The following is a 24555-nucleotide window of genomic DNA, read 5'->3' as shown; positions in this document are numbered from 1 at the left end:
CATGTCGAACAAGAATCATCATGACAAAATTGAGAGAAGTGTTGGCCTGTTAGCAATCTTAACTATTGTTGCCATCAGTTTTGGCACTCTGGTATTGATTACACCGCTATTTTTTCTGGATGAAACCACGCAACCAGTGGACGGTATGACACCTTACACAGCTTTGCAATTAGAAGGCCGTGATATATACATCCGCGAAGGTTGTGTTGGTTGTCATAGCCAGATGATCCGTCCATTCAGGGCCGAAGTAGAGCGTTATGGTCACTACTCTGTTGCCGGTGAAAGTGTATGGGATCATCCGTTCCTGTGGGGTTCTAAACGTACAGGCCCTGATCTGGCCCGTGTGGGCGAGCGCTACAGCGACGACTGGCATCACGCCCACTTAATGGACCCGCGCTCAGTGGTGCCGCAATCTAATATGCCGGCTTTTCCATGGTTAGATAAAAATGTGCTGGACGGTAAATACACCGCAAAAAAAATGCAGGTATTACGTAGCTTTGGCTTGCCATACACTGACGAAGATATTGAGGGCGCTGCTGCGGCTGTAGAAGGTAAAACTGAAATGCAAGCACTGATAGCTTATCTGCAGTCGCTTGGCACGCATCTGAAGTAATGCCCATGGAATACGCAACGATACACAGTATTTTTACCGTCATTTTGTTCGTCGCCTTTATTGCCTTTGTGATCTGGGCATACAGCAAGAAACGCAAAGCTGATTTCGATCAGGCTGCCAATCTGGTATTTGAAGACGAACAAAAAGCACAACAAAAAAACAAACAGGAGTCAGATCATGAGTAGCTTTTGGAGTGCTTGGATCATAGTGTTAACCCTTCCGGTGTTGATCGGCTGTGCAATACTGCTGACCTGGAACCTGAAAAATTACGTCGGCGTACCCGAAGACGAAACAACCGGTCACGAAGTAGACGGTATTGAAGAGATAAACAACCCGTTACCACGTTGGTGGACTTATATGTTCATTTTAACGCTGGTATGGTCGGTTTTTTATCTGGCGGCCTACCCTGGTCTGGGTAACTGGAAAGGCTTTTTAGGCTGGACAAGTTCAAACCAGGGTATCAAATCACTGGAAGAGTCACAATTAGCCGTAGTAAAAGCTGTAGAAGAAGGACGTAATGTTGAGTTTGACCGCGAAATGGTGCGGGCAGACGAAGTGTATGGCCCGGTATTCCAGCAGTTTGCCAAACGCGACGTGTTAGATCTGGCTTATGATGATGATGCAATTAAAATCGGTCAGCGGTTGTTTTTACAAAACTGCGCGCTGTGTCACGGCTCCAATGCCCGTGGCCAGCATGGCTTTCCTAACCTGACTGACAACGACTGGTTATACGGCGGAACTCCGGAAAAAATCAAAGAAACCCTGCTGCACGGCCGCAAAGCGGTAATGCCAGGTTGGTTTGATGCACTCGGCGAGCAAGGTATTAAAGAAATGACAGCTTATGTGCTAAGCCTGTCAGGCCGTTCGGTAAACGAGCGTGATGCTGAAGCAGGTAAAGCGAAATTTGCCTTGTGTGCCGCCTGCCATGGCCCGGATGGTAAAGGTAGTCTGGCGCACAACCTGCCGTTTGGTGCCCCTAACCTGACAGATAATATCTGGTTATATGGCGGTTCAGCCCGTGCGGTAGAAGAAACGCTTATTAAAGGTCGTAATGGTGTTATGCCAGCCTTTAAGCAAACGTTAGGCGAAGATAAAGTGCATATTCTTACGGCCTATGTCTACCGTTTAGCCAATCCGGAAAAACCTGCAGAGCAGCAATAAGCTTGCTTCGTTGTTCTGTACTTATAAGCCCCGTTTCGGGGCTTATTGTTATTAGCGTTAAGGATCTTTATGCAGCAAGACACTAAACCCTGGTACAAACAGCTGTGGCCCTGGATTTTAATTGCCATCCCTGTTGCCACCGCATTAAAAGCCGTGCATTCCGTCTATATAATGCAGCAGCATACTCCTGATCTGGTGGTAGACGACTACTACAAAGAGGGTCGTGCAATTAATATGCGGCTGGCCAAATACCGTGAAGCAGCGCTGCGTAACCTTGATGCCAGAGTATTAATTGCCGGTGACAGTGCCATAATACGCTTTGCTGAAAATACCGTGCTGGAAGGTGCAATACATCTGGATTTTTATCATACCACTCTGGCCGAGCGTGATTTTGCGCTGGATGCTGAACGCAGTGGTGAGCTGCTTTATGTCGCAAAATTACCCATTACACCAACAGGCAAGTGGCAGTTAGTTGTATCTGACGCCTCCAGAGACTGGAAACTGCGTGCCACACTTGAACTGCCTGTTGAAACTGAAATTAAGCTTGGCTACTGACAGGGCGCATAAGTGAGTGCCATATATTGCTTTCATTGCCATGAACCTGTGCCGTCAGGCACCTCATTTCAGCTTGAATTTGATGCCAGACAGCGCCAGTTTTGTTGCGCTGGTTGTCTGGCAGTAGCCGATACGATTATCAGCAGTGATCTGGCAGACTACTACCGCTTTCGTACTGAACCTGCCAACCGTGCTAACGCTATACCCAAAGAACTTGAGGCTGAACTTAGCAGCTTTGACGCACCTCAGGTGCTGGAAGATATCAGCAACAAACAAGGCGAGTTGACAGAGCTGGAGCTGTCTATCAGTGGAATGAGTTGTGCCGCCTGCGCCTGGTTAATTGAAAAGCAACTACGCCAGTTACCAGCAGTGCACCAGGTTAATGTTAATTCTACCACCCAGCGCTGTCATCTGTTGTGGCGCGCAGACAGCATACCGCTTAGCAGCATTCTGAAAAGCCTTGCCAGTATTGGTTATCAGGCCAGCCCATTTATTGCCGATCAGGAAGAGCAGGTATTCAAACTTGAACTTAGCCGTTATCTGAAACGTTTGGCCGTTTCCGGCATTATGACCATGCAGGTAATGATGTTAGCCGTGGCCCTGTATTTTGGTGAGTACACCGGCATAGATGCATCACACCAGGGGTATTTACGCTGGATAAGCCTGTTACTAACGCTGCCGGTAGTGCTTTATGCTGCCCTGCCCTTTGTCAGCAGTGCCTGGCGCAGTGTAAAAGCCCGGCAAATGAATATGGACGTACCGGTTAGCCTGGCCATTTACTACACCTTCTTTGCTTCAGCCTATGCTACCGCGTTTAGCACTGGTGAAGTGTATTTTGAATCGGTCTGTATGTTTACCTTTTTACTGCAACTGGGTAAGTTTTTTGAGTACCGAGCCCGCTCACGCGCACGCGATGCTACCAGCAACTTGCTGAAAATCATGCCGGTAACCGCCACTCTGTTAAAAAACGGCGCACAGCAGGCCGTATCAGCCAGAAGATTGCAAAGCGGTGACTGCATTTTGGTAAAGCCGGGTGAAACCATAGCCGCAGACGGCCAGATTATCAGCGGCCACAGCTCTGCCGATGAGTCGATGCTAACCGGTGAATACGCACCGGTAAGTAAAAGTACCGGCGATCTGGTCATGGCTGGCAGTATCAACCATGATGGCCTGTTGCAGGTCAATGTCAGCCAGCCACTGGCATCGTCCAGGCTGGGGCAGATTATTGCACTGCAGCAGCGCACATTAAGCCAGAAACCTGCCGTGTTGCAGCGCACCGACCGCCTGGCAAAGTACTTTGTTGAGCGCTTGCTTATTATAGCCGCCGCTACTTTTGCGCTTTGGTACTTTTGGCTGGATGCCGATCGCGCGTTTTGGGTCACACTGTCAGTATTAGTAGCAACCTGCCCCTGCGCGCTAAGCCTGGCTACGCCCACAGCCATTACCTGTGCACTGGCCCGGCTTAACCGTAGCGGTATTCTGATCAAAAATGCTCAGGTGCTGGATGTGCTGCCAGAGCTGACACATATTGTTTTTGACAAAACCGGCACCCTGACCGAAGGGCGGTTTTCAATATCTGACGTTACACTGTTTTGCAGCGATTACAACAAAGAGCAGGCCCTGAACCTGATAGCCAATCTGGAAGCGTATTCCGAACACCCTATCGGCCGGGCCTTTAGCTCCAGCCTCACCGGCAAACTGGATCTTGAACAGGTACATATTGTTGTCGGCAGTGGTATTAGTGCCCGGCTTAATAGCATGCAAATCAAAGTGGGCAGCGCGGCTTTTTGTGCGGTAGAACCGCAAGCAAAAGCAATGGTGTACCTTACTGCCGATAACCAGCTTATTGCGGCAGTCAGCTTGCATGATGCCCTGCGCCCGGAAGTACCGGTACTTGTCCGCCAGTTGCAGCAGCAAGGATACAAACTGCTGATGCTTACCGGCGACAGTTCAGATCAGGCAGATAAACTGCAGCAACAGCTTGGGTTCAAGCAGATGATTAAAGGCTGCTCGCCTGAGCAAAAAGTAGCTGAAATAACAACACTGGTCAGCGCCGGACATAAAGTGCTGATGCTCGGTGATGGTATAAACGACAGCCCGAGTTTTCATGCTGCGCATGTTTCTGTAGCTATGCAATCGGGTACAGATTTATCTAAAAATCAGGCCGATGTGGTATTGTTGCAACATGATATCGGCTTAATTGCCACCTTACTGCAGGGCAGCAAGGCAGCACAGCGCGGTATCAGGCAAAATCTGGCCTGGTCGGTTGGTTATAACCTGATTATTATTCCACTGGCGGTTGCCGGTTTTGTTTCACCCTATATTGCTGTTATTGGTATGTCGTTCAGCTCGTTGCTGGTGGTATCAAATTCGTTAAGGCTGCTCAAATAATGAGTGTTATTTATGTACTGATCCCGATTGCTATTTTGTTTGTGCTAATTGGTCTGGCGGTGTTTTTCTGGGCAGTTCGTAACAAACAGTTCGAAGATCTGGATAAAGAAGGCTTCAGCATACTGTTTGATGAAAAAGCCGTAGCCAATAAAGATAAGCAAGACCCACCTGCCCCATGAGCAATGACTTGCTTGCAGCATTATTGATAGGCTTTCTCGGCAGCGGGCATTGCCTGGTAATGTGCGGCGGCATTGCCGGAGCATTACAATTGGCCATGCCGGTACAAAGTACGGCAGAAAAATTTTTACTGCAACTGGCATTAAGCGCAGGCCGTCTTACCACCTATGCCGTGTTCGGCGCTATAGTCGGCTATGGTGGTGTCAGTGCCATGCAACTTACCGGTGCTTCAATGCTATGGCTGCGTTTGGTGGCGGGTATTCTACTTATTATGATGGCGCTGTATATCAGCCGGTTATGGTTTGGTTTATTGCTGCTGGAAAAAGCCGGTCAAAAACTATGGCAATATGTACAGCCTGTGTCGCGGCGCTTTTTGCCATTGGACTCCATAGCCAAAGCATACGCCTATGGAATGTGCTGGGGAGCACTGCCCTGCGGCTTAGTATACAGTGCTTTAGGCTGGAGCCTGGCCAGTGGCAGTGTTTCTGCCGGCGCGGTATTAATGCTGGCATTTGGCCTGGGAACTTTACCGGCCATCTTATTAACCGGCAGCGCCGCACAGCTGATGAATAAGATTAAACGGCATACGGCTGTACGGTATAGCGCCGCTGCCATGCTGGCTATTTATGGTAGTTATACAATATGGCTTGCTATAAAACGTATGGTTTTTTAAGCTGTCACTATTATTTATAAAAGGCAAGGATACCGTTATGCAACGTTCCGCCATTAACTGTCAGGACTGTGGTTTCAGCCAGCTGTGCTTACCCTTTAGTTTAAATGAAAACGAGCTAACCCGGCTGGATGACATTATTCAGCGCAAAAAGCCAATGCATAAAGGTGACATGTTGTTTGAAGCCGGTCAGGCACAAAAATGCCTGTATGCGATTCGTACCGGTTCTTTTAAAACCTTTACCCTTACCGATCAGGGTGAACAGCAAATTACCGGCTTTCATCTACCGGGCGATATTGTCGGTTTTGACGCATTAAGCAAACAATTACACCCAAGTTATGCAGAAACTCTGGAAACCGCAATGGTATGCGAAATTCCGCTGCCAAATCTGGAAACATTGCTCGACCAGCTACCGCGGTTACGCCAGCAGATTATGCGGTTGATGAGCGAAGATATTCAGGCTGATCAGCAAATGATGTTACTGCTAAACCGCAAAACTGCTGAGCAAAAGCTGGCAACTTTTTTATCTCAGCTGGGGCAGCGTTACGCCAGCCGTGGCTTTTCAGCCAATGATTTTCGTTTAACGATGACCCGTAGCGACATTGGCAATTATCTGGGTTTGACAGTAGAAACGATCAGCCGCTTACTGAGTAAACTGGATAAGGAGCAACTCATTCAGGTAGACGGCAAACTGATAAGCATTAAAGACCAAGCTGCACTATCCAAACTGGCCGCTCTGACAGCCCATTGCTGATATGTCCTGCGTTTAACTTGCGCCAGCGCAAGTTAAACGCAGGCAAACAGTGCTAATTTGACTACACTTAAAGACAAAGTCGCAAAGTGGAGCAGTTTATGTCAGCTTACAACAATGTATTAGTTGTACTGGACCCCAGTGTAGAACAGCAAAAAGCTCTTAACCGGGCCATAGAGTTAGTTCGTTTACAAGGCGGCAAGCTCACCGCTTTTTTATCGGTATACGATTTTTCCTACGAAATGACGACTATGTTGTCTGGCGAAGAGCGTGAATCTATGCGTCAGGCGGTTATTAAAGATCGCGAGATGTGGATCAGCGAACTAACCGAGCGCTATCGCGCCACCGGATTAAATATCGTTATTAAAGTGGTTTGGCACAGCCGCCCGTTTGAGGCCATAGTGCACGCGGTACTGGAAGATAACTACGATCTGGTGATTAAAGGCACCCATGATCATGACGTACTCAAATCGATGATTTTCACACCTACCGACTGGCATGTTCTGCGTAAATGCCCCTGCCCGGTATTACTGGTTAAAGATCACGACTGGCCGAAAGCTGGCAATATTATTGCCGCTGTTAACGCTGGCAGTGAACAAGAGCACCATTTGTCGCTGAATCAGCGCGTTATCGCCAAAGCCCTGCAGATGGCTGCCATGCTAAGCGCTCAAACGCATCTGGTAAATGCCTTTCCGGGCACTCCGGTAAATATTGCGATAGAAATTCCCGAGTTTAATCCGCAGGAATATAACAGCACCATGAAACACCATCATGCAGATGCGGTAACGGCTCTGGCAAAACAGTTTGATATCGACAGCCAGCACTGCCATGTTATGGAAGGTATGCCTGAAGACGTGTTACCGCAAATAGCCACTAAACTGGATGCTGAAATGGTGGTTATTGGCACTATTGGCCGTACCGGCCTGTCGGCCGCCATTATTGGCAATACCGCCGAACACGTTATCGATCGGCTGGACTGCGATGTACTGGCAGTAAAACCGGCAAATTTTGTCTGCCCGTTGCAGAAAGACTGACTTTTATCCTACAGCACTGCTTTGGTATTGGCGCACCTTTGGCTATAATGTGCGCCATTTTTGTTTCTGGTAGTAGTGTTATGACTCACGCAGCGCAAGCTAAAGCTCAATACAATCTGAATAAACTGCATAAACGTCTGCGTCGGGGTGTTGGTCAGGCTATAGCCGACTTCAACATGATTGAAGAAGGCGATAAAATCATGGTGTGTTTATCCGGTGGTAAGGACTCCTACACCCTGCTGGATATTCTGCTAAACCTGCAACAGTCTGCACCAGTTAACTTTTCTGTGGTTGCCGTTAATCTGGATCAGAAACAACCGGGCTTTCCGGCAGATGTGTTACCGGCTTATCTGAGCGGCATAGGTGTTGACTATAAAATAGTCACTGAAGATACCTACTCTATTGTTAAAGACAAAATCCCGGAGGGCAAAACTACTTGTTCGCTGTGTTCCCGCCTGCGTCGTGGTATTTTGTACCGCACAGCCAAAGAGCTTGGCGCAACCAAAATAGCACTGGGCCATCATCGCGATGACATGCTTGAAACCTTATTTTTAAATATGTTTTATGGCGGCAAAATGAAGTCAATGCCAGCTAAACTGGTGAGTGATAACGGTGAGCATATCGTGATCCGTCCGCTGGCTTACTGCCGGGAAAAAGACATTGAAAAGTATTCAGTCGCGCGCCAGTTTCCGATTATTCCGTGCAACCTTTGTGGCTCTCAGGACGGCCTGCAACGTCAGGTGGTAAAAGAGATGCTACAAGACTGGGACAAACGCTTTCCGGGCCGGATTGAAACCATGTTTCAGGCCATGCAGAACATAGTACCCTCACATATGGCCGACAAAAATCTGTTCGATTTTGCCGGCCTGAGTAAGGATACCGAGTTAGCGGAGCGTGATACTGCTTTTGATAAACAAAGCGTACCGGCTATTCCGGTCGGGCTGGTTAATGATGAAGATGACGAGCAACACAGCGATAACAGTGTGCAGGTTATCGCATTAAGTTAAACTGCAGCTCTTAGCTTACTTAGTGTCGCTGTTAATCAGTGGCAACAGGTAACTGGGCCGCTGGTTAAACAGCCAGTGGCTGTCTTGAGGCAGGTTGCCGTTAAGGTTAATAAAACAACGTTTTGCCTGACACTGGGTGACCGCCAGTGTTGCGGCATCAAGCTGCGGCATTGTAACGTCATCAGCAAACTCAACTATCACGCCGGTAACATCAGGTAACCAGTATTTACTTAAGCCGGCCATATCATCCAGCAACAAATCAAACTGGCTGCGGTAATGCTGTAACTGCGCCAAACTTAAGCCATTTGCCAAGCGCATGCGTGAGCGCAGCCGGAACTGCACCTGGCAAGGCTCAGCGTTATCGGCCTGTAACACTTCAAGTATTGCATTGCTGTCTTTTAGTGCTTCATCGTACGGTAAGTTGATTTCACCATTACCGGCAAGATCCAGCGCTATATCATGCCGGTCGCTTTTCAGGCCCAGGCTATAGTATTTACAAGCCTGGCCACTGCGGGTACCCGTCAGGGCAAATGCCAGGGTGATATCACTGTATTCGGGCTGCTGCAGCTTTTTCATCCGGTTGTAAAAGCCGTTGTAGTTTAGCAACAAATCGGCAGATGCCGGTGCACTCAGCACCAACAACAATAGCATCAGGTTTCGCATATTATTCTTCCAATAGTGTGCGGTTAAACCGGATCATGCCGCTGATTTCTGCGATATATTCTTCTCCCCGCTCAGAATACGCGCCAAGGCCAGCCGCCAGAGTTTCGCCACGCACCGGCTTGCCTTCCTTACGCAAACGGGCACGAATAGAACGCAATGGCTCATAGGTATGAAAAGCATTTAAATTGTAAAAATAGCTGTTAATACTTGCTGCAGGGCTATCAAATTTGGCTACTTCGTGAGTTTGGCCTTCTAGCCGTGATTGCGGGATAAGGCCACAACCTTCCCGGAAACACCACTGGCCAAAAAAGTTATAACCTTCTACAGCAAAACGGCTGGTACCCCACGCAGACTCATTTGCCGCCTGCATTAATACCAGGCTCTCGGGGATCACATCTACCCGCCGTAGTAATTCCTCAAGCATATTTTCATCTGTTTCTGTAACTTCCATGCGGAATTCATCATAGAGGCTGTACAAAAAAGCATATTCTTCTACAGACATGCGCAGGTGTTTTTGCTTTTTATCCTGAATCTCCAGCAATTGCTGGCGCAGCGAACGCAAACGGGCATTTTCACGTTTAACATAGGGGCGTAAATAATTAAAAAAACTGCGTTTCTTCTCTGAGATATCAGTAATTTGGTTAAAGTCCGGTAAAGCTTTAAAGGCCGGTAATGGCTGAGTATATGCCAGGCGCTGCAGCACCTTTTCCTGATCAGCCCGGTTTAATGCCGTAATACGGCTGGGCTTTTGCCACTCTTCCAGTGAATCCAGCTGTTTTAACGGCTCAAGCTCAGTAAACGGGCTCATAACGGCGACAAAAACTAACAGCCAGAAAGCTGGAATAATGATTTTTTTCAATAACATCTATCACCTGTAGGTTACTCTTCCTGCATAGCACCCTTGCTATGTCAGTAACCGGTTTGCTACAACAAGACGGCGACATTTTACCTGCACAGCCAACTTTATACGATGAAAAACTTAATTGGCTTAGTTTTTTTCTGTAAAGCCCGCTGTAGCCATTGCAAAGTAACGATAGTTATGTAAAAACAGAGTGCCACAGCAATTTAGCTGTCTGGACGGATAAAACGGAGACATTAAGGTCGTTGTTATGAAACCCATTGAGCGCTCATCAAAGTTAGACGGAGTCTGTTACGACATCCGCGGCCCTATCGCACAGGAAGCCAAACGCATGGAAGAGGAAGGCCACCGCATCCTCAAACTTAACATAGGCAACCCCGCGCCTTTTGGTTTTGAAGCACCTGACGAAATTCTCAAGCATGTTATTCATAACCTGCCCACCGCACAGGGCTATTCAGACTCACAGGGTATCTACCCGGCCAGGGTGGCAGTAGCGCAGTATTATCAACAGCGCGGCATTCTCGGGGCTGACGCCGATGATGTTTATATTGGCAATGGTGTGTCTGAGCTTATTTTAATGTCGCTGCAGGCATTACTAAATAACGGTGATGAAGTGCTGGTGCCCTCGCCCGATTATCCGCTGTGGACAGCCGCAGTTAACCTGGCCGGAGGCAAAGCACTGCATTATCGCTGCGACGAGCAGCAGGACTGGTACCCTGATCTGATCGATATTAAAGAAAAGATCAGCAAAAAAACTAAAGCCATTGTGCTGATCAACCCGAACAACCCAACCGGTGCAGTGTACGATAAAGCCTTTTTATTAGAGCTGCTGAAAATAGCCCGCGAGCACCGGCTGGTGGTACTTAGCGACGAAATATACGATAAAGTGCTGTACGATGGCACTGAGCATGTCAGCACAGCATCACTGGCCGACGACTTAATTATGCTGACTTTTGGCGGCTTATCTAAAAATTACCGTATTGCCGGTTTTCGTGTGGGCTGGTTATTTATCTCCGGAGCCAAACATTTAGCCCGCTATTATATTGAGGGTTTAAACATTCTGGCTTCAATGCGGTTATGTGCCAATGTGCCCTGCCAGCATGCTGTGCAAACTGCCCTGGGTGGCTATCAGAGTATTAACGAGCTGGTGGTGCCAGGTGGCCGCTTATATGAACAGATGGATCTGGCGCATAGACTGGTAACACAAATCGACGGTATCAGCTGCGTACGGCCCAAAGGCGCGATGTATTTGTTTCCGAAAATTGATCGCAAAAAGTTCCGTATTAAAGACGATGAGCTATTTGTGCTGGATTTTTTACGCCAACACAAAGTGTTGCTGGTGCATGGCAGAGCCTTTAACTGGCCGGAGCCGGATCACTTCCGTATTGTGTTTTTACCGCATAAGGAACAACTGGAAGCCGCTATTGGCAAACTGGCACAGTTTTTACCGGGCTACAGCCAATAATATAAGCAAAGGCAGCGTAAGCTGCCTTTGCGTGCTAATTCTTGCTGCCGGTTAGTTTAGATCTTTATCAACCCAGAACTTAGTGCCTTTTAACGTTGCCTGCAAGGCCAAACCCGCTTCGGTAAACTGATAAATAGTCACATCAACAACACTGGCTTCAGCACCTACTGCTGCGCCTTTATCACCGGCTTTTGCCGCCGCATCAGCCTGAGCACCAAAAGCCCAGCCCTGATCGATAAAGCGTTGCATCGCTTCAGCGGTATGAAACACCATTACCAGACGAAAATCTTTTACCCCGGCACCTAAACCCAGCCCGACTTCACCCATTTTCATATAAGTGTCGGCGCCACTCCGGTTATCCCGCACTACACCATAGCCGCCACCAAAGCTGGCCAGAATGACATTAACATTGGCATTACTAAATGTGGCATAACCCGGTGCGCTTTGTAATTCAGCTCTGGCACTGGCTTTTTGCCGGTACAGCTCGGTAAGCACGTCACTGCGCATCTGGGTTATGGCCTTTTTCTGCTCAGTTGCGCTGGCATTTACACCACCGGCACAACCTTGCAGCATAAGTACTGAGCTTAATACTGCCGCTGTAAGATATTTCCACATAGCATACTCCTGTCAGAAGTTCAGACTGAGTGTAGTCTGCATTGCTGAAGTTTCACTTAACAACCCCACCGCTTAGCGGTTTGCTATGCATCGCGGCAGATTTCTCCACTGAGTTCAAACTCTACGGTAGTGTGGCTCAGGCTGTACGGTGCCAGCAATTGGGCAATACGCTGTTTATAGTGCAACTGTTCAGTCAGGGCGGCGTCGGCGCTAAGTTCTACATGCATTGTCAGTACGTGCTGCTCACCATCGAGTGACCATAAATGTAAATGATGTACCGCTTTTACAAACTCCAGCGCATTTAGCTCGGTAATAATTTGCTGCTGCAGCGCTGGATCAGGTGTTACCTGTAAAAACAATGCCAGTGTTTGGCGCAGGCTTTTTAAAACATTAAACAGAATAAACAGCGTAAAACCAATGCATAATACCGGATCAAGCCAGGCCCAACCGGTAAAGAACATCAGAATAGCGCCCAGCAACACGGCAACCCAGCCCAGCACATCTTCCAGCAGATGCCAGCTGAGTACTTTTTCATTTTGCGTTTTACCACGACGTAAACGTAATACGGCCGCGCCATTCACTGCAATACCAAAAACAGCCAGCACAAACATGCCGCCGGTATGCGGTAATTGCGGCTGCCATAACCGTGGAATGGCCTCTGATAATACCCAGCCCGAGCCAACTAATAATATAAGACCGCTGATCAGTGCGCTTAACAGCGACCAGCGCCGGTAACCATAACTGTATTTTTGCGTGGGCTGCCTGGCTGCAATTTTGCTGGCCACCCAGGCAAAAGCTATTGCCAGGCTGTCGCCCAGATCATGAATAGCATCAGCAATAATGGCAACACTGTTGGTTAATATGCCGCCGATAATCTCAATTATGGCAAAGCTAAAATTCAGCCAGAACGCCAGCGCTATGTTACTGCTTTCACTGTGATGCGTATGCTGATGTCCGTGCTGATGCCCCAAATGGTGCCCGTGATGATGGCTGTGATGCGTAGCGTGCCGGTTCAGCTGTTGTTGCTCTGACATAAGGCTTAACCAGATATACAGATGGTATGAATACTGAGCATAAGAGCAATTCAGTGCCAATACAATCATTGGCACAAGCTTTTAGATAAACGCTTGTTTATGCAATGATAACACAGTAATCTTGCAGCAATAATTAGCCGTCCATACCGCTGAAGTTAATAAATGAATAGCGATTTTTCCTTCCAGCAGGCATTTGAAAGCCTGACAACCCAGCTAACTGCCATCGTATTTTATGCTTTTAATATCAATGGTGTCAGTATTCCTATGGTGTTGATCTGGCTGATAAGCGGCGCTTTGGTATTTACCTGCTACCTTGGCTTTATTAACGTGCGCGGTTTTGGCCATGCGTTGAGTTTGCTAAAAAACAATAAACGTACTGGTGCCAATGGTGAAATTAGCCCGTTCCAGGCGCTTAGCACAGCACTTTCCGGCACTGTTGGTACCGGTAATATTGCCGGCGTGGCTGTCGCTATCAGCCTTGGTGGCCCGGGCGCAACGTTTTGGATGATAGTAGCAGGCTTGCTTGGTATGTCGACCAAGTTTGTTGAATGTACGCTGGCGGTAAAGTACCGGCAAATCAATGCTGACGGCAGCGTATCCGGCGGGCCGATGTATTACATTAAAGCCGCGCTGGATAAATTTAACCTGCCGCTGCTGGGTAGCATACTGGCAATAGCATTTTCAATATTTGTGATTTTTGGCTCTGCTGGTTTTGTACATGTTAATCAGGGGTTTGTGCAGGTAAAAAGCGTAACCGGTTTCGATAATGCCTGGCTGTTCGGCGCCATTTATGCCTTTTTAGTTGGTGCCGTAATTATTGGCGGGTTAAAAAGTATTGCCCGTGTTACCAGCAAACTGGTACCACTGATGTGCGGCATTTATCTGCTGGCGTCACTGTTGGTTATGCTTACCCATGCCAGCGCTATTCCATCAGCCTTATGGCTGATAGTACAAGGTGCTTTTACACCGGAAGCCGGTTATGGCGGCTTTATTGGTGTGCTGATCCAGGGGTTTCGCCGCGCGGCTTACTCGAATGAAGCCGGTATTGGCTCTTCCCCTATCGCCCATGCCGCCGCCCGGACTAAAGAGCCGGTAAGCCAGGGGTTTATTGGTTTACTGGAACCCTTTATTGATACAGTGGTTATTTGTACCATTACAGCACTGGTGATTATTCTTACCGGAGCTTATCAAACACCGGGGCTGGACGGTGTGCAAATTACCTCTGGTGCCTTTGCCTCAGTATTTAGCTGGTTTCCCTGGGTGTTAATGGTTGCATTGCTGTTGTTTGGTTTTTCTACCGTTATCAGCTGGTCTTACTATGGTATGACCGGCTGGCGTTATCTGGTAGGCCAGGACAAACACCTGACACAACTTTATAAAGTACTGTTTTGCCTGATTGTATCTATGGGTGCCGTACCGGATGTAATGGCGGTGTTTAACTTTATAGATTCAATGATTTTTTTAATGGCCGTACCCAATATACTGGCGCTGTACTTGCTGTTACCCGAAGTAAGAGCCGATCTTAAAGCCTACTGGGCAAAACAACAGCAGGCCCGTTAAGCGGCCTGCTCTACTGCCGCAATTTTAGCTTTAGTGGTTTTTTCATTTTTATCAGCTTTAGGTGCGGGCTTTTTTGCGCCCAGTGCAACCAGCAAGTCATCTTTCTGCTGTGCCATATACAGTGCCAGCGCTTCAACCTGCTGCTCATCAGTAACTAAGCTGCTACCAGCTAAAAAGCGGGCCAGTTCGTCAGCAGTATCCAGCATTTTGTCATAAGCGTCAGCTTCTGCTTTAGACGTAAAAGTCATTTTTTCTGCTCCGTTACGTTCTACTACATACTTAATAATTACAGCCATGGCATTTCCTCCAATTAAATAACTGTTATTTTATACAGTATAAATTTTTACTTGTCGAATGCTTTTTTTGCAGATAAATCCGCCAATGTTCCGCCAGCCAGGCTCGAAGTTTAATCACAGTTGGCGTACTATAGCGCATATAAGTACGCCATGGTGCTTTATGGTTTAGCTGTTTGAATTAACAAGGATTACTATGCCTCACCCTCTTTGGTCTGAGCGTCGCTCTGGCATTAGCAACAGCAGGCCAGGCGATCAACGTACCCCCTGGCAGCGTGACCGGGCCCGTATTCTGCACTCGGCAGCGTTTCGGCGTCTGCAATCAAAAACCCAGATTCTGGGTATTGGCCAGAACGACTTTTACCGCACCCGCCTGACGCATTCACTGGAAGCGGCGCAAATTGGTACCGGCCTGGTTAGCCAGCTGCGCAGCAAAGTGGATGCAGCGCAATTAGCTTTTTTACCTGACGACAGCCTGATGGAAGCCTTATGTCTGGCCCATGATATTGGCCACCCGCCTTTTGGCCATGGTGGCGAAACCGCCCTGAATTATAAAATGCTGCATGCCGGCGGTTTTGAAGGTAACGGCCAGACGTTACGGATAGTAGCCAAGCTGGAACCTTATACCTTGCATCACGGGATGGATTTATCCCGCCGTACCCTGCTGGGGTTATTGAAATACCCGGTATTACAACCCGATTTACGCCAGGAAATTATCACAACCACTAACCCGCTTAACTTAACGCCATGGAAACCGGCAAAAGCTATTTTTGCTGCCGATGCTGATATTCTGGCCTGGATCCTGGCACCATTAAGTGAAGCTGACCGTAGTTTGTTTCAAAGCACCGACATTCTGAATAAATCACCCTACCTGAAATCACGCTATAAATCGTTGGATGCGTCTATTATGGAGCTGGCAGACGATATCGCCTATGGCGTACATGATTTAGAAGATGCCATTGTGCTGGGTAATATTAGCCAGACACAATGGCAGCAACATACTCAGGCACACTGGGATGCGTTACCCGGTGACTTGCAGCAACTGATGCAACAGATCAGTACAGCGCTGTTTAGTCATCAGCATCACCTGCGCAAAGATGCGATAGGCTCATTGGTTAATTTGCTGATAAGCTCTGTAACGTTATATGAAGCCTTACCGCAAGCACAGGAGCCACTTATCCGCTACAACGCTGCGCTGGACACTGCCCCACAGGCGATTTTGCATTGTTTAAAACAGGTGGTATACCGTTGCGTAATCTCAAAACCAGAGATCCAGCAATCCCGTTTTCGCTGTCAGAATATGCTGATGGCCCTGTTTGATGCGTTCAGCTCTGATCCGTCACGGCTACTGCCGGCCAATACCCAGCAACGCTGGGCAGATGCCCCCGACGAGCTGAAAACCAGGGTGATATGCGATTATATCTCCGGCATGACTGATGACTACGCCGAGCATATGTACCGCCGGCTATATGCTACCGTTTAACTATTAAGTAACAGGTACCTACCGTTTTGAGTAAAACAGCATTACGTATACTGGCCGGGCCAACAGCATTTAACCACATTCAGCAACATGGCCTGCAGCAGGCTGATTTTAGCGTTATGGTAGGAGCCAGCGGCGGCCCCAAGTGGTTTAGTCTGTTCGGTTTGGATCAATACCTGTTTGGTGAGTTTTTCGCCGGACGCAGCACGCCACTGCATATTTTAGGCAGCTCAGCCGGGGCATGGCGCTTTGCCTGCTTTGCTCAGGCAGATCCGGTGGCAGCCTCACAGCGTTTTTGCCGCGCATATTGCCATATTACTTACCCCAAAACAGCCGATACAAAACTGATAACCGAAATTTCGGCACGTATTATTGATGATGTTTTTCCAACAGAGCAGCATGTACAGCAGGTTATAAATAACCCCCTGATTAAGCTTAACCTGGTTGTGGCTAAAGCCCGCCGGTTGTCTGCAGCACGTAGTAAACTGTTGCAAGCCGGTGGTTTAACATTAGCCGCTGGTGCCAATTTGCTTAACCGCAAGCATTTGCAGTATTTTTTCCAACGTGTGTTATTCCATGCGCCAGGCGAACCCTCGCCGTTTCATTATGCCGGTCTGTTACCCACCCAGCATACTGAGCTAAGTACCGCTAACTTACGCCAGGCAGTGCTGGCCAGCGGTTCTATTCCGCTGGTATTAAACCCGGTGGAAGATATTGCCGGCGCAGGCGTTGGCCGTTATTACGATGGCGGTGTTACCGACTATCATTTTGACCTGCCCTTTACTGATAGCGGCCTGGTGTTATACCCGCATTTTTACCCAAGCCTTACGCCGGGCTGGTTTGATAAAGCGCTTAAATGGCGTAAAGCTAATCCGGCCTATTTGCATAATGTAGTCTTGCTTTGCCCGTCTGATAGCTGGGTAAAATCATTACCTTTTGGCAAAATACCCGATCGCAAAGACTTTAAACTGGCCGACAACATCAGAATAGCGTACTGGCAGCAGGTTATTGAACGTTCACATGAGCTGGCTGACGCCTTAAAACAGCACAATTTTAGCCTTGAGCCACTTTAAGCCTTACATTTTGAACAAAAAATAAGCACTTAAACGTACCTGATAACCAACCAGCTGTAATAGCAACAGGCTTTCGGGTTACACTTATGTCACTTTTTATTCACTACAACAAGGACATGTTATGCCCGCCCGCGATCCACTTACCAATACCGTCAATATGAACGAAACTGCACAATATCAAAAACAAAAAAAAGCTATACCGCTGCAGCAAGGTGAAATATCCAACCTGAGTTTTTGGGTAAGCCAGATTTCGATGATTATTGCAACGGTAATGGGTGTTTATCTGGCCGCCCAGCAAGGTTTACAACAGGCAGTACTGTTTGAACAAATTCAAAGTGATAAGAATAACTACTATTTACGCCAGTCATTACAGCATGAACTCAGTGATAATCTGGTGCTGATCGAAAAATACACCGAGCAGATTAAAGATATTAGTGTGCACGCGGTAAAGCGTTATTCTCTGGTATTAGATACCTTTGTCTGGGAAAGCATGAAATTTTCTCCGGCCACGCTGGAAACTCCCTCAGCACTGTTAAGTGAAAGCCGCAAATTCTACCGCGAAGTTAATGATATCCATGGAAAAATTCAAACCAGCTTTTATAGCGCTCACTATGGCACCAAACTATTGCTGGAACAGGTAGAGCATATGAGAACCTCCGTGTTGCCTATGTTTGAAGCTGATACCAACCAGCTAAAACAGGCACTGGCGCAGCAGGATGTTGAGGTAGATTAATATGACCAAAGCGCAATTGTACTGCCCGTGCTGTCAGGAGCAAAGCCTGCAAACTATCGAACTGCATGGCCAGCAGGTTGACCGTTGCCAGCGTTGTAACGGCCTTTGGTTTGACGATAAAGAATTAAGCGACGCTATAGCACACAGTAGTGAACTGACCGATCCATACTGCATAAAACAAAGCTTTGGTGAAAAACTGGAGCAACATCAATACCATTGCCATCGCTGCAATCAGAGCATGCAACAATTTCACTTGCTTAAAGACTACCAGGTTACGGTAGATAAATGCGGCAGCTGTAAAGGTATTTGGGTTGACGGTGATGAAGCCGAGCAAGTACTGGCAGCACCTAAATTACAGGTGGCACTAGCCCAGCTAAATCAAAAGGTGTGTACTAAAAGCTGGTTGTTTCAGTTTTTCACCCAGATGCCAAAAGAGTACAATATAAAACCGCACCGCACACCCGTGATGACGTGGGCGCTGCTGGCACTGAACATTGTCATTTTTGTGCTCTATGGTTTTAACGATACCAGCACAGAATGGGTATTTGTTCATTTCGCGCTGGATTCGATCCCGATACTGGAAGGTCAGCAATGGTGGACACTACTCAGCTATCAGTTTTTACATGGCGGCTTAATACATCTGGCTGGTAATATGTATTTTCTGTGGATTATCGGCGATAACCTGGAAGATGTATTAGGGCCGTGGAAATTTCTTGGCGTTTATCTGCTTTGTGGTGTCGTTGCCGCATTAGTAGAAATGCTGATGTGCTATCTGGCAGATCGCGACTTATTAATGGTAGGTGCCAGTGGTGCCGTTGCCGGTCTTTTCGGCATGTACTTACTGTGGTTCCGCCACGCCAGCCTGACATTTATGTTTATTGTCTGGCAGAAGAAGCTTAATCCGGCCTGGTACTTTGCTATCTGGGCCGCGCTGAATATTTTGGGTTTGTTATCTGAAGATTTAAGCGTGGCATACTGGGCGCATTTAGGCGGCCTGGCGACAGGTATAGTTGTAGGGGTTATGCTAAAAGCAAAAGTACTGGCACAAAACCCAATATTGCAACTGCTGCAACGGCCTGAAGCCAGAATACTGCGCTAGCATTAAAATACGCAAGGCAGCCAAACTGGCTGCCTTTTGTTAATCTATTTTCTGTTTGCACGGCATCAACCAAGGGGTTAGTTATGCTCGATTCATTATTACTCAGCCTGTTTATTACCATGTTACTGCCCTATCTGGCTAAAGCTCCGCTGGCTTTTGCTATGCAAAAATCCGGTGGTTATGACAATCACAACCCAAGAGCACAGCAAGCTGCATTAAAAGGCTTTGGTCAGCGTGCCAACGCCGCGCATTACAATAGTTTTGAGGCGCTGCTCGTTTACGCCGCAGCCATCATTATAGTAGTTGCCACCGGCACTGCCGATAACACCACAGTAACGCTGGGCTGATTATTTGTTGCAAGCCGCCTAGCCTATTTAGTGTGCTACTGGCTGGACTACGCCACGCTCAGATCAACAGTATGGGCTTTGGGTATGATATTAGCGTTTAGCATCGCAGGACGGGCGGTGTTGGTATAAGTAAGCGCAGAACCCAGGTAACAATTCTGCTATCTGGAGTAATAAGCGTTAATCACCTTGTTAGTTATTTTATCAACTTCCACCGTATAACCTTTTTTATCAGCGCTTCCCCTTTGGCCGCGCGGATGGTCAAACGGTTGGTAATAAACAATCCAAGTGTGTTCGCTAGCCATTAATATTATGTCATAGCCGGTTAATTCAAAACCTTGCAGGTTAAAATGAGCGTTGGCTACTTCCAATACTTCGCCCATGGGGGCTTTGATAGACAATACTTCCGTTGGCGCTTTAATATCTGCCAAAGTTGACTTCCCATTTAACTGTTATGAAAACTCCCTAATGGGAATCCATTCACCATTTGGCCCAAGTAGTAATCAACTAATTTTGATGCCTTCCGCTAAAAGGCGCTGAGTGCTGCCCCAGAATATCTAAATTGCTAACTATTTCTGCTTATTACTTATTTCATCCAGTAACTCGGACGCTTCTGCAAGGCCATTATCAAATGCCCTTAAAGCCCATTCTTCAGCGAGCTCTGCTTGACCATTCTGGAGATAAAAAGAAGCCAAGTTATATTGACTTACCTTATCGCCAAGTTCTGCTGCATTAGTTAACCAAATAAAGGCTTTCTCACTATCCATGATCGAAAATTTATAGTACTTATAAAGTCTTACAGCTGCAAATAACTCTCCATTTTGCGCTGCAGAGATTAGTTTTGGGAGTTCGTCTGTATCAATAAAAAAAGTACTTCCTGTAGACGTAGCCACATTCATATCCTCTTGACTTCTCGCGTCAAATCCAGTCATTGTTGTTACTAGAATAATCAAAAAAAATAACTTCATTTGAATAGTTCTATTTAGTACCTTTCGGCGTAAAAGTATGAATTTTCCCTGGTTTAGACATATCCATGTCACCAGTATCAGTCATCCCCATAGGAACTAATTTTCCATCAGAGTAATACCAGAGAAATTCATCTGGCGCTCGCACTGGTGAACCTAGCTCTTCAGCTAACTGTTGAGCATAACTGTTCTCTCCTTTACCAGTGTTACAAGACAGTAAATCTACCATCATACCGTCCTGATATTTTGGATGAGCTTTTATCATAGATGCAAGTTTCTTAGCTGAAACTGTCAACCCTGTACTGTCCACAATCTGTGTTGGATCTCCGTGCCCCCCCACCCTTAACACCGATGCAGTATTATTAACCTTCTTTGCGTAGTTATGAATATTTTCATTCGATGAAAACAAGTTAATATCGACACCAGTATAAGTATCAGTTAACGGATCATAATTCTCCGGTATAGTCTGGAAAGGTCCTTGGGGAGCAGCCGCAACTGCTTCTTTACAACGCAACCCCAACGGGTCAATCCAGTTAATGTGATTCGGTGCATACTGGTAATGATTAATACCGCCGAGCAGGCCTATTGGGTCCTGGCTGATAAAACGGCCGGTCTCGGGATCGTAGTAGCGAAAGTGGTTGTAATGTAAGCCACTTTCGCTATCAAAATACTGGCCTTGAAAACGGAGCGGGTTGTCAATTTTATTAACCGTAACCGTCGCTTTACCAAACACACTGTAATGTGCCTGCCAGACGATATTGTTTTCGCTGTCGGTCAGGCTAAGCGGTGTGCCAAGCTGGTCCAACTGGTAAAAATACACCTGGCCCTGTTTTACTAAAGCCAGGGGCTTATTGCTATTTGGCTCAAAAATATACCAGCTAAATTCACCCTGGCAGTATTCACCAATTAGGGTATTGCCTTCCCAGAGATAATCGGTACGGCCAGCGGCGGTTATCTTGGCACTGCGCCGGCCAAAGGCATCATATTCGTAACGTGTTACCGAACTGGCACTATTTAACGCCGTTAACTGGTTAAAGCCGTTAAATTCGCGCTGCTGGCGATTACCCAACCCGGTAGCAGTTAGCTGATTACCACTGTCATCATACTGATATTGTTTATCGTGATAACGTAATAAACGGTCGTGTTCAACCTCAACGCCTTCGCCACTTGGGTTACCAAAACTGTCCCACTGGTGTTGCTCGTTTTGGTTTGCATCACTACTGTGCGTTTTGCTTACCAGTTGGTCGAGGTTGTTATACTGATATTCAGTATCGCCTCGCTGGTTATCGGTTACTTTTAATAACTGATGCAAAGCACTGTAGCTATATTGACGCTGCACTGCCTCGCTAACCTTTGTACTTTGCCACTGCTGGAAAGTTAACCGGTTAAACGCATCAAACTGCTGGCTAAGCTGCAAACCACTGCTGTATTCACGTACTGTTTCCCGCCCGGCAGGGTCGAAACTGCGCCATAGCAATGGTAGCTGGTTAAGCGCCAGTTGCGCTAACTGGCCATGCCCGTTATAGCGATAATCCAGTACCGTGCCATCAGGTAATAATGTGCTCTGGCGCAGGCCTGCATTGTTATACTGGTGCACGGTGCGCCAGTCGTCTTGCCAATGTTCAGTTAACTGGCCATTGGCATGATAGGCAAAGCGCAGTTTACGCTGCGCATTACTGGCGCGCAGTGGCCTGCCCAGTTTGTCATAATGAAAATGATTGCTGCTTAACTGCTGGCCATACAGCGCGGTTTGCTCAATAATACGGCCACGGCTGTCGCGTTTTACTCTTAGCTGGCGTTTATTGCCATCTTGCAGTGCGCTAACCTGGCCGCAAATATCATACTGATATTGTTGCACCCGGCCATCAAAACCCTGCAGTTTTACCGGCCGCTCCTGGCCGTCGTAATCCAGTTGATAACGTGCGCCGTCGCTGCGCATTATTGCCGTTAGGTTGCGCTCTTTATCATATTCGTAAAATAAAGCACTGCCGTCAGGCAATACTTGCTTCGCAGGCTGGCTTAAACCTTCGTACAGCCACTGCGTTTGCTGATTAGCTGCATTGTGCTGACTTATCAACCGCCCTGCAGCGTCATAGCTGAACTGCTCGGTAACGGCCAGCTCGGGCTGTTGCTCCGGGTACTGGCGCTTACTGATTATTTTACCTGCGTCATTACGCTGATACTCGGTAACTAAAGCCGCAGCATCTATCATGCCATTTAACCGGCCAAGCTTGTCGTAACTGAAGCGGCTTAGTGCATCACCTTGTTTACGCGCCAGCAACTGGCCTTCATCATTCCATAAAAATTGCTCAAGCCGACCGTCAGCGTGTTGTAATTGCACCAACTGGCCATCCTGATTGTACTGATATCGGCTGATGCTGCCATCCGGGCGGGTTTCGGCCCTGAGCAAACCGCCTGCGGTGTAATCACGTAACCAGCTACGCCCCTCAGCATCGGTATACCCGCAGCGCTGGCCCAGTTCATTATATTGAAAGTGGCTGATAGCACCGTCAGGCTGTTCAACGGTGATCAGTTGCCCCTGCTCATTAAAGTAGTAGCGGGTAACACCGCCATCAGGCGCGGTTTCTGCATTTTTTTTACCTAAGCTGTTCCAGCTGTACAACCAGGTGGCGCCATCCGGTGCCACTTTTTTAATCAGCTGGTTACGCTCGTTATGAAAATACTGCCAGCGCTGGCCACGGCTGTCTGTACTGGTAGTCAGCCGCTGGCTGTCATCGTACTCAAAGCGGTAATCGTAGTAACCGTCATCACCCCAGTTGCGACTACAACGTGCTGACGGGCCTTCGCCCTGCCAACTGAAATAATGCTTAAAACCACTGGCTCGCTGGCGCACAGCCAGCAAATGGTTTTTGTAGGCGTAATGTTCGGTTTGGCCGGCCTGTTCCGTTGCGCTGATTAAATCATGCTGCTCGTCATAGTGATAACGGGCCAGCACAACACCAAGCGGTTTAAGCCCTTCGTTTGTTTGCTCTACTGCCTCAATATGGCTTAACTGGCCGGCAGCATTGTAGTAAAGTTCAATACCGCGTTTGCGGGTGTAATCAATCCGGCTTAAGCGGTTAAAACGGTCATAATACAGCTGTAAATAATTGCCCAGGCTGTCAAATACCTGATGCAGCGCCCAGCGTGCAGTTTTGTTGTTATCCAAGCGTACAGGTAAAAATACCCAATGTGTATTATCCGGCCGCAGCAACACCTGGCTGCCATTTTCTTCGTGGCGCAGCGACAGCCCCTCACTTAGCTGATAACTGGTTTGCCCTGCAGCAACCGGGGTAAAAGGCAAGCGGCGGCCTTCATCATCATGCAATACCAGTTGCAACTCTCCCTGCTCATTTTCGGTGCTGACTATTTGCAAATGAAAGTTACTGCGCCAGCCAAAGCCCAAACCGATATTCTCATGGCTCTGGCTGGAGCGGTAAGTACGTTTAAATGCCAGTGGTAATGGGCCCGGCAGCTCAAAATCCTGCAGTTCAAGAATTTCCTCTCCGGTACACATTGATACCGGATCGCCACAAAGCGCTACATTGGCCGTGTCCGGTGTGTTTGTGCCACTGGCATTACTGCCACTTTGACTATTTACTGCACTTTTCGTATCTGAACTGGCCACTTTATTGCTGGCACCGCCAGGGTTAGCAGCCTTGGCTTCTTTACGTGGTGCCGGTGCAGCAGAGGCTCCGGCAATATCAGGTTTTGTCTCTGGCAGAGCGAAAACGAATAACTTCCCGTCTTGTATTGCTTCGGCCAACGTCCGGTACAAATTATCTTTGTTACTAAGTACCCGTAAATTAGCAGCCGCGCCGGTAATCCACTGATACACCTGCGTAATACCGCCACCCGAGGTGGCAGAATCAGGAAATTCCTTTTGCAGAAAGGCGGCAGCATCTACGACGCCGGCAAAACTCTGCAATGCGCCCTTTGCTGACGTTTTAGCCGTGCTAAACAGCCACATTGTACCGTAGCGGCTTTTAAGTTCGGTTGATTGTATAGCCATG

24 protein-coding genes and 1 pseudogene are annotated in these 24555 nt (G+C 47.7%); 17 read left to right on the top strand and 8 right to left on the bottom strand.

Features of this window, described 5'->3' with window-relative positions:
- Nucleotide 1: 1 nt before the first annotated feature.
- The 10 genes from ccoO to ttcA all read left to right on the top strand — a co-directional run bounded on the left by ccoO (nt 2) and on the right by ttcA (nt 8359).
- Nucleotides 2–613 (top strand): cytochrome-c oxidase, cbb3-type subunit II, encoded by a 612-nt coding sequence (gene ccoO / locus J3B89_RS10485; RefSeq protein WP_215397520.1) that lies wholly within the window; start codon nt 2–4, stop codon nt 611–613.
- Between the two features lie 5 nt (nt 614–618).
- The gene (locus J3B89_RS10480) at nt 619–798 is read left to right on the top strand and encodes a cbb3-type cytochrome oxidase subunit 3 (protein WP_215397519.1); all 180 of its coding nucleotides are present in this window, start codon (nt 619–621) and stop codon (nt 796–798) included.
- The gene (gene ccoP / locus J3B89_RS10475) at nt 791–1774 is read left to right on the top strand and encodes a cytochrome-c oxidase, cbb3-type subunit III (RefSeq protein ID WP_215397518.1); all 984 of its coding nucleotides are present in this window, start codon (nt 791–793) and stop codon (nt 1772–1774) included. The genes J3B89_RS10480 and ccoP overlap by 8 nt, the downstream gene beginning before the upstream one ends.
- Nucleotides 1775–1843: 69 nt before the next feature.
- On the top strand, nt 1844–2329 hold the full coding sequence (locus J3B89_RS10470; protein WP_215397517.1) for a FixH family protein: 486 nt from the start codon (nt 1844–1846) through the stop codon (nt 2327–2329).
- A gap of 12 nt (nt 2330–2341) precedes the next feature.
- Nucleotides 2342–4720, top strand: coding sequence for a heavy metal translocating P-type ATPase (locus tag J3B89_RS10465; RefSeq protein WP_215397516.1), 2379 nt, complete (start codon nt 2342–2344; stop codon nt 4718–4720).
- On the top strand, nt 4720–4899 hold the full coding sequence (gene ccoS, locus J3B89_RS10460; protein ID WP_215397515.1) for a cbb3-type cytochrome oxidase assembly protein CcoS: 180 nt from the start codon (nt 4720–4722) through the stop codon (nt 4897–4899). The genes J3B89_RS10465 and ccoS overlap by 1 nt, the downstream gene beginning before the upstream one ends.
- On the top strand, nt 4896–5570 hold the full coding sequence (locus J3B89_RS10455) for a sulfite exporter TauE/SafE family protein (protein WP_215397514.1): 675 nt from the start codon (nt 4896–4898) through the stop codon (nt 5568–5570). The genes ccoS and J3B89_RS10455 overlap by 4 nt, the downstream gene beginning before the upstream one ends.
- 37 nt (nt 5571–5607) lie before the next feature.
- Nucleotides 5608–6321, top strand: a complete 714-nt coding sequence (gene fnr, locus J3B89_RS10450) for a fumarate/nitrate reduction transcriptional regulator Fnr (RefSeq protein ID WP_215397513.1) — start codon at nt 5608–5610, stop codon at nt 6319–6321.
- Nucleotides 6322–6419: 98 nt separating this feature from the next.
- Nucleotides 6420–7352 carry a universal stress protein UspE gene (gene uspE / locus J3B89_RS10445; RefSeq protein ID WP_215397512.1) on the top strand — a complete coding sequence of 311 codons (933 nt, stop codon included), beginning with the start codon at nt 6420–6422 and terminating at the stop codon, nt 7350–7352.
- Between the two features lie 80 nt (nt 7353–7432).
- Nucleotides 7433–8359, top strand: a complete 927-nt coding sequence (ttcA, locus tag J3B89_RS10440) for a tRNA 2-thiocytidine(32) synthetase TtcA (RefSeq protein ID WP_215397511.1) — start codon at nt 7433–7435, stop codon at nt 8357–8359.
- 15 nt (nt 8360–8374) lie between these two features.
- Here the strand turns inward: ttcA and J3B89_RS10435 are convergent, their stop codons facing one another.
- Together J3B89_RS10435 and J3B89_RS10430 are read right to left on the bottom strand one after the other, a co-directional pair.
- Complete coding sequence (locus J3B89_RS10435; protein WP_215397510.1) at nt 8375–9022, bottom strand: DUF2987 domain-containing protein; 648 nt, start codon at nt 9020–9022, stop codon at nt 8375–8377.
- A gap of 1 nt (nt 9023) precedes the next feature.
- On the bottom strand, nt 9024–9887 hold the full coding sequence (locus tag J3B89_RS10430; protein ID WP_215397509.1) for a glucosaminidase domain-containing protein: 864 nt from the start codon (nt 9885–9887) through the stop codon (nt 9024–9026).
- Nucleotides 9888–10131: 244 nt separating this feature from the next.
- Here J3B89_RS10430 and J3B89_RS10425 point away from each other — a divergent pair, with 244 nt between their 5' ends.
- On the top strand, nt 10132–11346 hold the full coding sequence (locus tag J3B89_RS10425; RefSeq protein ID WP_215397508.1) for a pyridoxal phosphate-dependent aminotransferase: 1215 nt from the start codon (nt 10132–10134) through the stop codon (nt 11344–11346).
- 51 nt (nt 11347–11397) lie between these two features.
- Here J3B89_RS10425 and J3B89_RS10420 read toward each other — a convergent pair whose 3' ends face one another.
- Entirely contained in the window at nt 11398–11961 is a 564-nt protein-coding gene (locus tag J3B89_RS10420; protein ID WP_215397507.1) for a lipid-binding SYLF domain-containing protein, read from the bottom strand.
- Between the two features lie 83 nt (nt 11962–12044).
- Nucleotides 12045–13064: a cation diffusion facilitator family transporter gene (locus J3B89_RS10415; RefSeq protein ID WP_251372346.1), complete on the bottom strand. Its 1020-nt coding sequence runs from the start codon at nt 13062–13064 to the stop codon at nt 12045–12047.
- Nucleotides 13065–13157: 93 nt separating this feature from the next.
- Between J3B89_RS10415 and J3B89_RS10410 the strand changes: the two genes are divergently transcribed.
- The gene (locus tag J3B89_RS10410; RefSeq protein WP_215397506.1) at nt 13158–14555 is read left to right on the top strand and encodes an alanine/glycine:cation symporter family protein; all 1398 of its coding nucleotides are present in this window, start codon (nt 13158–13160) and stop codon (nt 14553–14555) included.
- On the opposite strand, the gene J3B89_RS10405 is transcribed toward J3B89_RS10410, so the two are convergent.
- A complete protein-coding gene (locus J3B89_RS10405; RefSeq protein WP_215397505.1) occupies nt 14552–14851 on the bottom strand; it encodes a YebG family protein in 300 nt (99 codons plus the stop codon). The two genes, J3B89_RS10410 and J3B89_RS10405, sit on opposite strands and share 4 nt — an antisense overlap.
- Nucleotides 14852–15044: 193 nt before the next feature.
- On the opposite strand from J3B89_RS10405, the gene J3B89_RS10400 reads away from it, so the two are divergent.
- The 5 genes and pseudogenes from J3B89_RS10400 to J3B89_RS10380 all read left to right on the top strand — a co-directional run bounded on the left by J3B89_RS10400 (nt 15045) and on the right by J3B89_RS10380 (nt 19709).
- Complete coding sequence (locus J3B89_RS10400; RefSeq protein WP_215397504.1) at nt 15045–16331, top strand: anti-phage deoxyguanosine triphosphatase; 1287 nt, start codon at nt 15045–15047, stop codon at nt 16329–16331.
- Nucleotides 16332–16357: 26 nt separating this feature from the next.
- Complete coding sequence (locus J3B89_RS10395; RefSeq protein ID WP_215397503.1) at nt 16358–17401, top strand: patatin-like phospholipase family protein; 1044 nt, start codon at nt 16358–16360, stop codon at nt 17399–17401.
- A gap of 121 nt (nt 17402–17522) precedes the next feature.
- A complete protein-coding gene (locus J3B89_RS10390; protein WP_215397502.1) occupies nt 17523–18134 on the top strand; it encodes a hypothetical protein in 612 nt (203 codons plus the stop codon).
- Nucleotide 18135: 1 nt separating this feature from the next.
- Nucleotides 18136–19233, top strand: coding sequence for a rhomboid family intramembrane serine protease (locus tag J3B89_RS10385; RefSeq protein WP_215397501.1), 1098 nt, complete (start codon nt 18136–18138; stop codon nt 19231–19233).
- Between the two features lie 83 nt (nt 19234–19316).
- Nucleotides 19317–19709 (top strand): annotated as a pseudogene (locus J3B89_RS10380) (MAPEG family protein).
- 29 nt (nt 19710–19738) lie between these two features.
- Here J3B89_RS10380 and J3B89_RS10375 read toward each other — a convergent pair.
- From J3B89_RS10375 to J3B89_RS10365, 3 genes are all read right to left on the bottom strand, one after another.
- Entirely contained in the window at nt 19739–20008 is a 270-nt protein-coding gene (locus tag J3B89_RS10375) for a hypothetical protein (protein ID WP_215397500.1), read from the bottom strand.
- Between the two features lie 138 nt (nt 20009–20146).
- Nucleotides 20147–20545, bottom strand: a complete 399-nt coding sequence (locus J3B89_RS10370; RefSeq protein ID WP_215397499.1) for an SEL1-like repeat protein — start codon at nt 20543–20545, stop codon at nt 20147–20149.
- A 10-nt stretch (nt 20546–20555) separates the two neighbouring features.
- Entirely contained in the window at nt 20556–24554 is a 3999-nt protein-coding gene (locus J3B89_RS10365; protein ID WP_215397498.1) for a DUF8616 domain-containing protein, read from the bottom strand.
- Between the last annotated feature and the right edge of the window lies 1 nt (nt 24555).

It is taken from the genome of Rheinheimera oceanensis, assembly GCF_018831085.1.
GTDB classification, from domain to species: Bacteria; Pseudomonadota; Gammaproteobacteria; order Enterobacterales; family Alteromonadaceae; genus Alishewanella; species Alishewanella oceanensis.
The sequence above is the reverse complement of the archived record's forward strand: the minus strand, read 5'-3'. Positions and strand labels throughout refer to the sequence as shown.